Source organism: Rhizobium altiplani, assembly GCF_001542405.1.
GTDB classification, from domain to species: Bacteria; Pseudomonadota; Alphaproteobacteria; order Rhizobiales; family Rhizobiaceae; genus Rhizobium; species Rhizobium altiplani.
Genome location: NZ_LNCD01000083.1, coordinates 18,715 through 32,366 on the forward strand (window position 1 = coordinate 18,715; position 13,652 = coordinate 32,366).

Below are 13,652 nucleotides of genomic sequence, written 5' to 3' on the forward strand. Positions count from 1 at the left end.
TAATGTTCAACACTGAACAATAAAGTACAACGATGAACAAAAATCAATCCCTGCCCTGGGATCATCCGCGTTTTCGCAGCTGGATCGCTGTTGCCCGCGCCTGCCAACTCATGCAGCAGTCGCTCGGTCGCTCGCTATCCGAACTCGATATCAAGACCCCGCACCTTGATATTCTGATCAATCTCTATCGCTTCGAGGGCATCTCGCAACAGGAACTCGCCCGCAAGCTGCTGGTCGGTCGCTCGAACATGAGCATGCTCTTGCCGCAGATGGAGAAGCGCGGGCTGATCGAACGGCGCGGCGATGAGAAGGACAAGCGCGTGCTGCGCCTCTTCCTGACGCCGGAAGGCCGGAATGTCACCGAAAAGGCCATGGTCATCCAGACCGACCTCATCGATCGCGTGCTTTCGCCCGAACCGATCGAGCAATGCATGGTGATGGCCGGATCAATGGAACGGATCATCCGGGTCCTGCAGCAAGACCTTGTCGACGAAGACTGATCTCAGTGAACCGTGTGGCCGACCGTTTGCCCCGCAAGGGATTTGTATTCCCACGCGGCCACGATGATCAGCACCAGCATGGCGAGGATACCGGCAAGGTAGACCTCGATGAACGGCGCAATGAAGGCAAGCAGGATCAAGAGCACGAGGCCCGCCAAATGCGACAGCGGCATACGTCCGCTGGTCGCCCCTTTGAACCAGAGATTGCCGGCAAGAAACAATCCGGAGCCACCGAGTACGGAGGCCATCACGCCTAGATTGCCAGTCTCATGCGGATGAGAGAACATGAACTCGACCGCGACGGCGTGAACGATGATGCCCGCCAGGATCGGGATATGGGCATAGGTGAACGCCAGCCGTGCCAGGCTTCCGGGCGTTTCGTCGTGTTCGATCCGATGCGCCGCCCGCTCGTGGCCGAAGCGGAAATAGAGCCACCACATCGCCACCGTTCCCGCGAACCCAGTCCCGAAGACGACCGCCGTCAACGGCGAGAACGGCATTTCCGAGAATGTCCGCCCCGACACCAGCACCGCCTCGCCAAGGCAGATGATGACGAAAAGCGCGCAACGCTCGGCCATATGCGCGCCCGACACATCCCAGTCCGCGGCGGTCGATTTGCCAAGTCCCGGCACGGCAAAGCCGCTCGCCGGAGCGGCATATTCGATGGCAAGGCCGATGAGCCATGCGATCAGCCGCGCCTCGTGTTCCAGAACACCGCCGGCGATCCAGAAAACGCCGGAAAAGATTAGCCAGCTACTGATGCGCACGAAATTCCGGTACTTCAAGGCGTCCGACTTGACCGCATAGCATGCAAACAGAGATCGACCGACTTGCATGAGCACGTAGGACCCAGCAAAGAGCAGCCCCTTGTCGCCAAAAGCCTCGGGAATAGACGCGGAAAGAACCAGGCCAAGCAGCATCAAGACGACGAGCATGCCGCGAACCGCCATCTTGTCGGGGTCGAGCCAGTTTGTAACCCAGGTCGTGAATATCCACACCCACCAGACGGCAAAGGTCATCAGACCGGCTTCAAGAGCGCCGAGCGGCGTATAGTGCGCCGCGAGGGCATGCGATAGCTGCGAGATCGAGAAGACGAAGACGAGGTCGAAAAACAGTTCGAGAAAGCTGACCCTGCTTTCACTCGGACTGCCTTTGGCGCGCAGCCAGTTTCGCTTGCTCGTTCCCGCCATGCATTTCCCCCTTGCGGCAATTGTCGCTTAACGCGGCTTCTCTGAGGTGTCGCGGCTCATACCCTTTTCGCGCAGCTCTTCTTCATAGGCGGAGAACAGCTCGTCGCCGCGCTCGCCGAGCTCGCGCAGATAGGTCCAGGTATAGATGCCGGTATCGTGCATGTCGTCAAAGCCGATGCGCACCGCATAATTGCCGGTCGGCGTCATGGAAATGATCGCGACATTGCGCTTGCCGGGAACGGTGACTTTCTGCCCGGGCCCGTGCCCCTGCACTTCCGCCGATGGCGAAAGCACCCGCAGCATCTCCGCGGAAAGATCGAAACTCTGCTCGTCGTTGAACGTCACGACGAGGTGCTGCCGGTCTTTTGAAACTCTGAGTTCAGTCGGCCAGATATCGCTCATGATCCCATTCCCCTTTAAATCACGAGTAGGCAATGAGGCTTGCCGAGGCAAGCCTCAATTTACCGTGCGTAAGGGGCGTTTCCCTTGACGCGGCAATGGCATATACGCACATTAGTAGCATTGCGGAGGTATTCGTGAACAGCAACGTCGGAACGACAGGCAACGCATCGCCACTGGTTGCAGAGACGAAACCTATGATCGACCCGTTCAAGCGGGCCGTGACCTATCTGCGTGTCTCCGTCACCGACCGCTGCGACTTCCGCTGCACCTACTGCATGGCCGAGCACATGACCTTCCTGCCGAAGCAGGAGCTGTTGACGCTCGAGGAATTGCACCGGCTCTGTTCCGCCTTTATCGCCAAGGGCGTGCGCAAACTGAGGCTCACCGGCGGCGAGCCGCTGGTGCGCAAGAACATCATGTATCTCGTGCGCGAACTCGGTAAGCAGATTGGCTCCGGCCTCGACGAGCTGACGCTGACCACCAACGGCTCGCAGCTTTCCCGCTTCGCCGGCGAGCTCTATGATAGCGGCGTGCGTCGCATCAACGTCTCGCTCGACACGCTTGACCCCGACAAATTCCGCCAGATCACCCGCTGGGGCGATTTCCACAAGGTGATGGAAGGCATCGATGCGGCCCAGAAGGCCGGCCTCAAGGTCAAGCTCAATGCGGTGGCGCTGAAAGACTTCAACGACACCGAAATGCCGGAGATGATCCGCTTCGCACACGGCCGCGGCATGGATCTGACCGTTATCGAAACCATGCCGATGGGCGAGATCGAGGAAGACCGGACGGACCGCTACCTGCCGCTGTCGAAGCTCAGGGCCGATCTCGAAGAACAATTCACCTTCTCGGACATCGGCTACCGCACCGGCGGTCCGGCACGCTATGTCGAGGTGAAGGAAACTGGTGGTCGGCTCGGCTTCATCACTCCGATGACGCATAATTTCTGCGAGAGCTGCAACCGCGTCCGGCTGACCTGTACCGGCACGCTCTACATGTGCCTTGGCCAGAACGACGCCGCGGATCTACGCGCCGCCCTGCGCGCCACCGAGGACGACGGGCTGCTCTGTGCGGCGATCGACGAGGCGATCTCGCGCAAGCCCAAGGGCCACGACTTCATCATCGACCGCACCCACAATCGCCCTGCCGTTGCCCGCCACATGAGCGTCACCGGTGGGTGACACTCGCGGAGCTGGAGCAGCTTACGTCCGGTTGATCGAAACCCCGCCATCCGCCAGCATTGACGTCCCGGTCACAAAGCTCGCCATATCCGATCCCAGGAACAGTGCGGCCTTGGCGATCTCCTCCGGCCGCGCCAGCCGCTTCAGCGCATGTAGGCCATGGATGAAGGCGACAAGCTGCATGTCGGGATTCTCGAAATTCGCCGGGTTCAGCGCGGTATCGGTGCCGCCTGGCAGCAGCGCGTTGACGCGGATGTTTTTCGGGCCGAGCTCGGCGGCAAGAACCTGCACCAGGCCGGTCAGCCCCGCTTTGCTTGCCGCATAGGCACCCATCCCAGGCATTCCGGCCGTATGGCCGACGAAGGTCGAGGTGAAGACGATCGATCCGCCGCCGCGGGCGATCATCGCCGGCACCTGATATTTCGCGGCCAGAAATGCGCTGGTGAGATTAACCGCCAGCATTTCGTTCCAGCCATCCAGCGACAGGTCAGCCACCAGCGCCGATTCGCCGGTGCTGCCCGCATTGTTGAAGGCAACATCCAGACCGCCGAAGCGTTCGACCGCCACCTCGACCAGCCGCCGGTTCAAAGCCTCCTCGCGCACATCGCCGGCAACCGCAACCACCTCGCCGCCCGCATCTCCGATCTCTTCAACCAGCATACCTAGCTCGGCCTCGCGTCGCGCCGCGACGACCAGCCGCGCGCCTTCGGCTGCAAAGATCTTGGCGGCCGCCCGGCCGATGCCGGAGCTCGCGCCGGTTATGATCGCAACCTTCCCATCCAGATGTCTCATGTCGGAACCTCCGCTTGTTGTTCGCGGTAACCCAATCCCAGACATCTTGCCGCTCAGCCACCCGTTTCCTGCCCGTGTCGGCGCGCGCCCTATTGTGCACTGCGCAATCGAATTATTTCGGGTGTGTCTTTCGTTCGATACCCATGGCGCCTGGCACGCTCTAAAAGCACGTGTACGAGAATCGGAATATCGACATGCCGCGGTCCCGCAATACCCAGGGCGCCATCTACATGAGTTCGGCCATGGCCGGATTTTCCTGCAGCGACGCACTTTCCAAGTCAGTTATCGCTTACATGAATGCCGGCCAGATCATGTGTCTGCGCGGCCTCTTCACCAGCATCTTCGTCTACTTTATCGCGCGCCACATGGGTGCCTTGCGATCGTGGCGCATCATCCTCAAGCCCATGATCATCATCCGCGTCATTTGCGAGATATTGGCAGCGGTGACTTATATTACGGCGCTCGGAATGATGCCGATCGCGAACGCATCAGCCATCCTGCAGTCGCTGCCGCTGGTCGTGACCTTCGGCGCGGCACTATTCTTCCGCGAACCCGTCGGCTGGCGTCGCTGGTCGGCCATTCTCGTCGGCCTGATTGGCGTGCTGATCATCATTCGGCCGGGACCGGACGGCTTCACGGCCGCAGCTCTCCTTTGCGTTGGCAGCGTCCTCACGACCGCCGGCCGCGACCTCGCCACCCGCGGCATCGCCCCAGAGATCCCATCGCTTATGATCACAGTGGTGACGGCCGTCTCCGTGACGGTCGTCGGCGCATTGCTGACGCCGCTGCTGGGAGGATGGGAGCCGGTCAGCCTGGCTTCGCTTTCGCACCTGCTGCTCGCCGCCATTCTCGTCCTGGTAGGCTATCAGTCGGTCATCATGGCAATGCGCACCGGTGAAATCTCCTTCGTGGCACCGTTCCGCTACACCAGCCTGATCTTCTCGACATTACTGGGCTTCGTCTTCTTTGCGGAGTTTCCCGATGTCTGGACGCTCGCCGGTGCAGCTATCGTCATAGCGTCTGGCCTCTACACGTTCTATCGTGAGGCCAAGCGCCATGTACCGCCGGTCGCCCAGGAGTCCGAGCCGAGAACCCCCGTCTGAGGCAACCATGAACGATTTTGTGCTGGATAGATCCAATATTCCGGGTGTGGTCCTGGCGGGAGGACGCTCTTCGCGCATGGGCCGCGACAAAGCCTCCGTGCGGCTCGATGGCCGCACCCTGCTGGAGCGCGTCATCGAACAGCTCGAGCCCCAGGTGAGCACCCTTGCCGTCAACGCCGACGCGACGCCGGAAAATTGCCGGCATCTGTTCATTCCTGATATAGTTCCCGGCAAAGCGGGACCGATGGCCGGCATCCATGCAGCGATGACCTACGGTGCATCGCTTGGGGGTGTCACACACGTGGTCACGGTTTCTGTCGACAGTCCATTCTTTCCGAGCGACCTCGTCGATTGGTTCGCCGGCGTCATCGATGCACCTGGCAAGATTGCCATTGCCGCCTCGGAGGGCCGCAGCCATCCGGTGTTCGGCCTGTGGCCCGTCAACCTTGCCGATGACCTGGAATCCTGGATCGCAACCGACGAAAAACGCCGTGCGCGCGACTTCCTTCTACGGCATGACGTTACGGAAGTTGCCTTCCCGCTGCGCCCGACGCGGGCAAGCCTCCTCGATCCGTTTTTCAACGTCAACACGCCGGACGATCTCGCTGAGGCGGAACGCTGGCTCAAGGTCATGGTCTGATGGACAAACCGAAAGTCTTTGGCATCGCGGGCTGGAAGAACTCGGGCAAGACCGGTTTGGCGGTCCGCCTCGTCGAGGAATTCACCCGCCGCGGCTACCGCATTTCCACTATCAAGCATGCCCATCATGACTTTGACATCGACAAGGTCGGTGCCGATAGCTACCGCCACCGACAGGCCGGCGCTCACGAAGTGACCATCGTCTCCGGAACGCGTTATGCCATCATGCACGAATTGCGCGGCGCCCCAGAGCCGACATTCGACGAAATTCTTGCCCGCATCGAGCCCTGCGAACTTGTCTTGATCGAGGGCTACAAGCGCGAACCGATCCCGAAGATCGAGGCGCGGCGGCTCGAATCCGCCAACCAGGAACCCCTCGCCCCGACGGATCCCCACATCGTTGCCATCGCGGCCGATCACCCGATCGCCGAAGGCTTTCTGCCGGTATTCAACCTCGATGACACCCAGGCAATCGCAGACTTCATTTCCGGAATAGTGGAGCTGCCTGCAAAGTAGGAAACGTTGCGACCTAGCTGGTGCGCTCGCGCCAGAACCGCAGAGCGCGCAAACGAAAGCCGCCGGTCTCCCGGCGGCTTTCGATCAGTTTCGATTATCGGCTCGCGGAGGCGACCGGGCGTACCAGCGCCGTCACGCGACGGATGGTGACGCGGCGGTTCTCCTGGTTCGGCCCCTGCGTGTTGACCTTGAGGTAACGTTCGCCGTAGCCCTGCGTCGCCAGGTTCTCCGGCGGGATGCCGTAAACGTCGGTCATGACGTTCGCCACCGATTCCGCGCGTTGGTCCGAGAGGACGAGGTTGCTCTGGTCGGAGCCGACCGCGTCCGTATGACCTTCGATCAGGAAGGTTTCCGACGGATCCTTCCGCAACACCTCGTTGATCGCATCGGCGACCTTGCGCAGGCTGCGCGCCTGGCTCATCGGGATCTCGGCACTCCCCGTTGCAAAGGTGATCGTATCTAGGTCGATACGGCGAACCTTGTCGCGGATGCGCGCCGAGTACTTCACCTCATCCAGCGAATAGACCCGTTCCACGGGCTCTACCGGCGGCTCGCGCAGGAAGTCGTAATAGTCGCGATCGTCGTCGCTGCTTGTGTCCATGATGTAGTCGTCGAGCGGAATGCGCAGGCGCATCGGCGGCAGGTCGCGACCTGGATCTTCGAAGTAGCCGCGGTCCGGATCTTCGTAGAGACCGGGCGAATAATAGAGCACGGACTCGCGGCCGCCGTTGTCGATGCGCGACCGTTGAATGATGTCGCCGTAGCGGTTGCGGATCGTCACGATCTGATAGCCGTCGCGGTCGATCGTCTCACGGTAACGGTCCCGCGGCAGCTGTTCGTAGGTCGGCCGTTCGCCGTCACGCAGGAAGCGCCGGTCGTCATCGCCGCGAACGATCGTCTGGTTGTTGATCTGGATAATCACACGATTGTCGTCACCACGCTCGCCGAAGCGCGCGCCTTCAGGCCGTTCGAACCGCGGACGCGTGTCGAGACGCCGGCCCTGTTCGCTGGTCACGGCTTCGATCTTGATCGGAGCAGCCTTGGCGCCCTCGCTTATGATCTGGGCCTCGGCGTCGGTTTTCGGAACCCGGAAATTCTGCTCCTGGCCGCGTTGCCTGTCGCGGTCACGACGAGACTGGATGCCACCCGAGCGGTCGGCGTCCTTATCGCTGTCGAGAACGGCAGCACCGTTTTCAACCGGCAGAACGACGGTCTCCGTGCTCTTGCTCGGGTCCGCGGCAATCTCCTTGCGGCGCTCGAGTTCCTTGGGCGTGATTTTCTCCGGAGCCGGGATAACCTGCTCGGCCTGGCCCACTGCCGGCTGATCGGTCGGCTGCGCCGGAACCTGTTCACCCTGCTGCTGAGCCGGTGCTTGATCACCCTGCTGAGGTGATGGAACCTGTTCGCCCTGTTTCAGGATCGGCCGCGTGTCCGTCGCCGGCTCTTGCGCAGGAACGGGCGGCTTCTCGGCCGTCGGCGACTCTTCTGGAGCAGGCGCCTGTTCCGCGGCTGGCGCCTGCGATTCAGCGGCAGGCTTCTTGCGCGGCTTCACCGGCTGCTCAGAGCTTTCGGTCGCCTGCTGCTTGCCTGCCTTGCTCGTGGGCTGCGGCGCTTCGCCCTGCGGCTGAGCCTGCTCCTGCTGCGGGGCGACCTGCTCGGTCTGCGGCTGCGGCGCGGCCTCCTGCTGAGGTTGCTGCTTATCGCGCTTGTTGCGACGCGGCTTTTCCTGGCCTTCCACAGGCTGCTGTTCCTGGGCCGCCGGGGCTATCTGCTCCTGTGGCGCCGCAGGCTCAGCCTGTTCAGCAGCCGGCTGCCGCTTCTTGCGCGGCTTTTCGACAGGGGCTGCTTCCTGCAACTGCTGTTCCTGGGCCGGGGCTATCTGCTCCTGCGGAGCCGCAGGCTCTGCCTGCTCGCCGGCCGGCTGCCGCTTCTTGCGCGGTTTTTCGACGGGGGCTGCCTCCTGCAACTGCTGTTCGACGACAGGCTCTTGCTGTGGCGCGGGCTGTGCCTCTGCTGCCGGCTCACGCTGCTTGCGTGGCTTTTCGGCAGGCGCTTCCTGCGATTGCTGTGGCTGCTCCTGCTGGGCGACCGGCGCCTGTTCTTCACCGCCGCCGCCATGCTGCTTGTGGTGCTTCTTCAGAAGCTCTTCATCGGAGGGCGCATCCTGCGCAACCTCGAAGCTGCCCGCGACCGCTTGCGGTGCTGTCTGAACCTGTTCAACGCTGGCAACTGCGGCAAAGGATTGCACTGGAGGCATCACAAGCGACAGCGACAACAGCGGAAAGGCGGCACTTGCAAACAATCTGGATTTCATTCCCATAAAGGGGCTCCTCGCTGACTTCATTTTCTTGGGACGTGGTCGTGGCCACGTCCGATTTTGGGGCACTCATCCGCGGCGAAAACCGCGCGGGGACTGCATTTGTTCCACGAGTCTTAGGAACTGCAGCATTAACCCGGTATGAATGTGGCAGTGCGGCATTGTTCATCTTCGACATAGTTGATCGTTCGCGGCACCCCTGCGATTCCAGTTGCAATTCCGCTAAAAAAGGTTTGAGTATCGCGCCAAGGCCGTGTCTTGCACCGCCCTGCTCAGCCGCCGTCCAAAAGAAGAACACGAGCGGCAGCACCAACAGAGAGGACTAACATGCGTATCTCCACCCGTATTCTTGCCGCCGCTTCCGTCGCCGCGATGTCTCTTTTCGCAGGCGCCGCCATGGCTGATGGCGAGAAGTATGTCATCGGAACAGACTCGACCTACCCGCCCTTCGAATATGTTGACGCCAGCGGCCAGTTCCTGGGCTTCGACATGGACATCGCCCGCGCGCTCTGCGCCGAGATGAAGGCCGACTGCACCATCGTCAGCAGCGACTGGGACGGCATCATTCCGGCCCTGCAGGCCAAGAAGTTCGACATGATCATCTCGTCCATGTCGATCACGCCGGAGCGCTCGAAGCTCGTCGACTTCACCAACAAATACTACAACACCCCGCCGGCAATCGCCGTGCCGAAGGATTCGACCGTCACCGACGTTGCCGGCCTGAAGGGCAAGACGATCGGCGCGCAGACCTCGACCACCCACTCGAACTACGCTGAAAAGCACCTGCCGGATACCGAGCTGAAGCTCTACCCGACGGCAGACGAGTACAAGCTCGACATCACGAATGGGCGCGTCGACGCCGTCATCGACGACATCGTCGTGCTGTCGCAGTGGGTCAAGTCGGATGCCGGCGCATGCTGCAAGATCCTGACGCCACTGCCGGTCGACAAGGAAATCAACGGCGTTGGTGCAGGCATTGCCGTCCGCAAGGGCGACGACGCGCTGCGCGAAAAGCTGAACACCGCGATCGCCGCGATCCGCACCAGCGGTGAATACAAGAAGATCCAGGACAAGTACTTCGACTTCAACGTTTACGGCGAATAAGAAAAGCTGTAGGTCGCTGATAAAGCTGGTGGCGGAAGGCTTGCTCTTCCGCCATTTTTGTTTGACAACGATAGAAAGATCAAAGCGGTAGAAACCGCGAGGGGAAAACTGGCATGAGCGGATTATTTTCCGCGCTAGGTCCATTCTGGGCCTGGATTGGGCATATCTTCGATCCGCTTTGCGGACCCGCAGGACTCTTCACGTGGTTCGGTTCCTCGACGATCCTTGCCTGTGGCGACACCGGTTGGGGCGATGAGATCGCCGCCGGCCTCAAGGTCACAGTTGCGGTCGCTCTGGTTACCCTTCCAATCGGACTTGTCATCGGCTTCCTCGTCGCACTCGGCCAACAATCGGAAGAGAAATCGGTCCGCCTCGCGGCCGGCATCTACACCACGATCTTCCGTGGTCTGCCGGAACTGCTGACGCTGTTCATCATCTATTACGGCATGCAGATCCTGATCCAGTCAGTCCTCGCCTCCATGGGCTATGACGGCCGGATAGAAATCAACGCTTTCTTGGCGGGCGTGATCGCGCTTTCGATCGTATTTTCGGCCTATTGCTCGGAGGTGCTGCTCTCGGCTTTCCGCGCCATTCCGAAAGGCCAGTACGAAGCCGGGGACGCACTGGGCTTTCATCGTGGGCGCACGTTGCGCCTGATCGTGTTGCCGCAACTGGTGCGCATCGCCCTTCCCGGCCTGGTGAACCTCTGGATGATCCTGCTCAAGGATACGTCTTACGTCTCGATCATTGGCCTTGCCGATATCCTGCGGCAGACCGGTGTCGCCGTTAAGGTCACCAAACAGGCATTCCTGTTCTATACCGTCGCCTGCGCTCTCTATCTCGGCCTCGCCATCATTTCCTCCTTCGGCCTTCGTTACATCGAACGGTGGGCCAAGCGTTCGGAGATCAGCCGATGAGCCACGCCCAGACCCTCATTCCGGCGCAGCCGGCCCCGAAGCAAGCGCACAAGCCGATCACCGCGACGCGCATTACGGGATACGTTGTCGTCGCTCTCTGGATCGTCCTGGCTGCCGCACTTGTCACGATGGTCGTGACCGGATGGGATCCGGAGAAGTTCACCCGCTACGGTCCCCGCTACCTGCATGGTCTGTATACGACGATTGCCTTGGTGGTGATCTCGGTATTCTTCGGCGCCATCTTGTCGCTGCCGTTGGCCTTTGCCCGCATGTCGAAGAACAGGTTTATCAACGGCATCGCCTACTGCTACGTCTATGTGTTCCGCGGCACGCCGCTGCTGGCACAGCTCTTCCTCATTTACTACGGCCTGGGCAGTTTCCGTCCCCAGCTGGAAACGGTCGGCCTGTGGTGGTTCTTCCGCGATGCCTGGTATTGCGGTCTGTTTGCGATGACCATCAACACGGCTGCCTATCAGGCTGAAATCCTGCGTGGCGCCATCCAGAGCGTTCCGCGCGGCCAGCACGAAGCCGCGGCGTCGCTCGGCATCCACCAGGTCATCGCCTTCCGCAAGATCGTCTTGCCGCAGGCGCTGATTGTCGCCTTGCGGCCCTACGGCAACGAGATCATCCTGTTGATCAAGGGCTCTGCGGTTGTCGCCATCATCACCGTTCTCGACCTGATGGGTGAAACGCGCTACGCCTTCTCGCGCACCTTCGATTACCAGACCTACCTTTGGGCAGCGATTTTCTACCTCACCATGGTCGAAGCCCTGCGCCATCTCTGGGCCTGGATCGAGCGCCGCCTCACCCGCCACCTGAAGCGCTGAAAAACCTGGCAGCACTCGCCGATGAGAGCTGCCAACAATTTGAAATTGCAAAAGAAATTCCTGAGGTACTAGCAATTCGTCAAGCTTCGGTTAAGCATGTAGTGGTTCCATTTCATTGATCGCTAATGAGCGACCATTGGAAGCAGAAGCGAGACGACGATGCACAAGGACATGGAAAGGCAGCTTCAGGGCTACGGCCTCACGACGGCCCAAATCATCTACCGGATGCCGGATCACCAAACGATCCTACAGACCTACATCTGGCAGGACTACGACCTTGCACCGGATTTTCCGGAAATGCGCAGCTTCCTGAAGTTCTGGCAGGAAAGGCTCGACGGACCGCTGCATTCGGTCCGCTACATGCACCGCAAGCTCATCTCGGCCACCGAATGGCGGGCGCTGAGAGGCGAGTTCATCATCAACTGATCGCGCTGCGAACGCCGATCAGACATGAGCCTCCCCTTTGACGAACTCGTCTTCGTCCATCTCCCGATGCAGTGTGCCATAGAGGATACCGGCATAGCCCAAGGCAACCAGGCAGAGCACGGCCCAGCCCGGGATTGGCCCAAGTGCCGCGTTCTCGACTACGTAAGTCCATGAATGCGTCTGCGTCAGCGGATTGCCCTCTGTCTGGAGCTTCGGCGTGGTGATCTTCAGACACCATGCGAGCAACAGGATAAAATACATCCAGCAATAGTTGCGGCGCAGTCGCCGCTTGACCGCCCCGGGGTAGCTCAAGAGAAATTGCGGCTTGCGCAAGCTCCTGGCGATCGCGCCGGCCCAATCGGGCCTGGATTCGCCGTTCGGCGCAAGAATTTGTGCGAAATAGCCCCGCTCCAGCTTCCGCACTCGGGCGCGGTAGATATCGAAGAAGCGGTATCGGCGCGCTTCGATGAGCAACAACAGGGTGATCAGCATCATCCCGAAAAGCAGCACGCCATGGTGCGAGGTCGGCGTCGATAGTGAAACGGAAAGCAGCGCCGCCGAGACCGTGATCGCCCAATTTGATGTTCGGTCGATGCGATCGCGCCAGCTTATCATCCGGCCGAGCTCTCCCCGATAATAGTGGCTGAGCGTATTCGTGATCTCGCTTGGCGTTGCCGGGAGCGCTGGTCGCGGGCTATCCAGCTCTATCTCGAAGTTTGCCTTACTGATTTCGGCCACCATGGTATTTCCTCCATTTTGTTCTTATCCATTAGAGGATCCTTATTCTGCGCCTCGAACGTCGCCATTGCAAAAGACAATCAGTCGCCGTAGACGCAGCTCTGGAATTAAAACGATGGTGAATTGCTATGGCCAAGAAGATCGACGAAGACGCACTCGCGGAAGCCTATAACCGGGCTCTTGCCCTCGAGAAGGCGGGAGATGTCGATGCCGCCGTAAAGGCCTATGAAGAGGTCCTGGCCATCGACCCCGAGGATCATGGCGGCGCCGCCGTCCGGATCGCCTCCATGGGACGCGGCGAGACGCCGCCCAAGGCGCCGGACGCCTATGTCGAGACCCTGTTCGATCAGCACGCCGAAGTCTTCGAGGACGTTCTCGTCGAACAGCTCGGCTACCACGTGCCGATGATGGTGCGCCAGCGCCTGCAGGAGCTGAACCTTGGCCCCTTCAAGCGCATGCTCGACCTCGGCTGCGGCACTGGCCTCACCGGCAGCGCGCTCAGCAACCTCTGCGAGGACATGACCGGCATCGACATTTCCGAAAACATGGTCGAGATCGCCCACGAGAAGGAGGTCTACGACACGCTCTTTGTCGCTGAGGTCGAAGACTTCCTTGAAGACAATGACGAGGATCCGTTCGATCTCATCACCGCGACGGATGTCCTGCCCTATCTCGGCGCGCTCGAACCGCTGTTCTTCGGCGTCGCGGAAAACCTGAACCCCGGCGGTTTCTTCATCTTTTCATCCGAGGAACTGCCCGAAGCCTCCGCAGATGGCCAACCCTACATGGTCGGCCCGCATCAGCGCTTTTTGCATTCGGCAGCTTATATTCGCGAACGCCTCGCAGCGACGGGATTCGAGCTCGTCGAGATGCGAGGGATCAACGTTCGCATGCAGGAAGGCAATCCGAGCCCGGGCCACCTGGTGATTGCGCGGCTGGCTTAATACTTATCCATCCACGCAACTTTCCTGTTGCCAGCGAAGCGGCACCCTGATACTTA

General features: G+C 60.7%; 15 protein-coding genes. 10 read left to right on the plus strand and 5 right to left on the minus strand.

Translation table 11 applies throughout. The annotated features are described in order from the left end of the window. Positions 1-32 precede the first annotated feature (32 nt). Positions 33-500, plus strand: a complete 468-nt coding sequence (locus AS026_RS18920; protein ID WP_025662013.1) for a MarR family winged helix-turn-helix transcriptional regulator — start codon at positions 33-35, stop codon at positions 498-500. Between the two features lie 2 nt (positions 501-502). Here the strand turns inward: AS026_RS18920 and AS026_RS18925 are convergent, their stop codons facing one another. Both AS026_RS18925 and AS026_RS18930 read right to left on the minus strand, forming a co-directional pair. Further along, the gene (locus AS026_RS18925) at positions 503-1,690 is read right to left on the minus strand and encodes a low temperature requirement protein A (protein WP_025662012.1); all 1,188 of its coding nucleotides are present in this window, start codon (positions 1,688-1,690) and stop codon (positions 503-505) included. A gap of 27 nt (positions 1,691-1,717) precedes the next feature. Beyond that, positions 1,718-2,092: a gamma-butyrobetaine hydroxylase family protein gene (locus AS026_RS18930; protein ID WP_025662011.1), complete on the minus strand. Its 375-nt coding sequence runs from the start codon at positions 2,090-2,092 to the stop codon at positions 1,718-1,720. 134 nt (positions 2,093-2,226) lie between these two features. On the opposite strand from AS026_RS18930, the gene moaA reads away from it, so the two are divergent. Beyond that, on the plus strand, positions 2,227-3,273 hold the full coding sequence (gene moaA, locus AS026_RS18935) for a GTP 3',8-cyclase MoaA (protein ID WP_062371045.1): 1,047 nt from the start codon (positions 2,227-2,229) through the stop codon (positions 3,271-3,273). Between the two features lie 21 nt (positions 3,274-3,294). Here moaA and AS026_RS18940 read toward each other — a convergent pair whose 3' ends face one another. Next, positions 3,295-4,065 carry an SDR family oxidoreductase gene (locus AS026_RS18940; protein ID WP_062371048.1) on the minus strand — a complete coding sequence of 257 codons (771 nt, stop codon included), beginning with the start codon at positions 4,063-4,065 and terminating at the stop codon, positions 3,295-3,297. A gap of 194 nt (positions 4,066-4,259) precedes the next feature. Here AS026_RS18940 and AS026_RS18945 point away from each other — a divergent pair, with 194 nt between their 5' ends. Genes AS026_RS18945 through mobB form a run of 3 tightly spaced genes read left to right on the plus strand, consistent with a single transcriptional unit; the run spans position 4,260 to position 6,323 of the window. Then, a complete protein-coding gene (locus tag AS026_RS18945) occupies positions 4,260-5,168 on the plus strand; it encodes a DMT family transporter (RefSeq protein ID WP_062371049.1) in 909 nt (302 codons plus the stop codon). Positions 5,169-5,175: 7 nt separating this feature from the next. Beyond that, positions 5,176-5,808 (plus strand): molybdenum cofactor guanylyltransferase MobA, encoded by a 633-nt coding sequence (mobA, locus tag AS026_RS18950; protein ID WP_025662007.1) that lies wholly within the window; start codon positions 5,176-5,178, stop codon positions 5,806-5,808. Next, the gene (gene mobB / locus AS026_RS18955; RefSeq protein ID WP_025662006.1) at positions 5,808-6,323 is read left to right on the plus strand and encodes a molybdopterin-guanine dinucleotide biosynthesis protein B; all 516 of its coding nucleotides are present in this window, start codon (positions 5,808-5,810) and stop codon (positions 6,321-6,323) included. Before mobA ends, mobB begins: the two co-directional genes overlap by 1 nt. 94 nt (positions 6,324-6,417) lie before the next feature. On the opposite strand, the gene AS026_RS18960 is transcribed toward mobB, so the two are convergent. Then, a complete protein-coding gene (locus tag AS026_RS18960; RefSeq protein WP_062371051.1) occupies positions 6,418-8,643 on the minus strand; it encodes an OmpA family protein in 2,226 nt (741 codons plus the stop codon). A 324-nt stretch (positions 8,644-8,967) separates the two neighbouring features. Here AS026_RS18960 and AS026_RS18965 point away from each other — a divergent pair, with 324 nt between their 5' ends. From AS026_RS18965 to AS026_RS18980, 4 genes are all read left to right on the plus strand, one after another. Further along, positions 8,968-9,744, plus strand: coding sequence for an ABC transporter substrate-binding protein (locus AS026_RS18965; RefSeq protein ID WP_018854802.1), 777 nt, complete (start codon positions 8,968-8,970; stop codon positions 9,742-9,744). 113 nt (positions 9,745-9,857) lie between these two features. Then, positions 9,858-10,661 carry an ABC transporter permease gene (locus AS026_RS18970; protein ID WP_025662003.1) on the plus strand — a complete coding sequence of 268 codons (804 nt, stop codon included), beginning with the start codon at positions 9,858-9,860 and terminating at the stop codon, positions 10,659-10,661. After that, positions 10,658-11,488 (plus strand): ABC transporter permease, encoded by an 831-nt coding sequence (locus tag AS026_RS18975; RefSeq protein WP_025662002.1) that lies wholly within the window; start codon positions 10,658-10,660, stop codon positions 11,486-11,488. The genes AS026_RS18970 and AS026_RS18975 overlap by 4 nt, the downstream gene beginning before the upstream one ends. A gap of 159 nt (positions 11,489-11,647) precedes the next feature. Beyond that, a complete protein-coding gene (locus AS026_RS18980; protein WP_062371053.1) occupies positions 11,648-11,914 on the plus strand; it encodes an usg protein in 267 nt (88 codons plus the stop codon). An 18-nt stretch (positions 11,915-11,932) separates the two neighbouring features. Here AS026_RS18980 and AS026_RS18985 read toward each other — a convergent pair whose 3' ends face one another. Continuing rightward, the gene (locus AS026_RS18985) at positions 11,933-12,655 is read right to left on the minus strand and encodes a DUF2270 domain-containing protein (RefSeq protein WP_025662000.1); all 723 of its coding nucleotides are present in this window, start codon (positions 12,653-12,655) and stop codon (positions 11,933-11,935) included. 125 nt (positions 12,656-12,780) lie between these two features. Here AS026_RS18985 and AS026_RS18990 point away from each other — a divergent pair, with 125 nt between their 5' ends. After that, positions 12,781-13,596, plus strand: a complete 816-nt coding sequence (locus AS026_RS18990) for a class I SAM-dependent methyltransferase (protein WP_062371055.1) — start codon at positions 12,781-12,783, stop codon at positions 13,594-13,596. Positions 13,597-13,652: the final 56 nt, after the last annotated feature.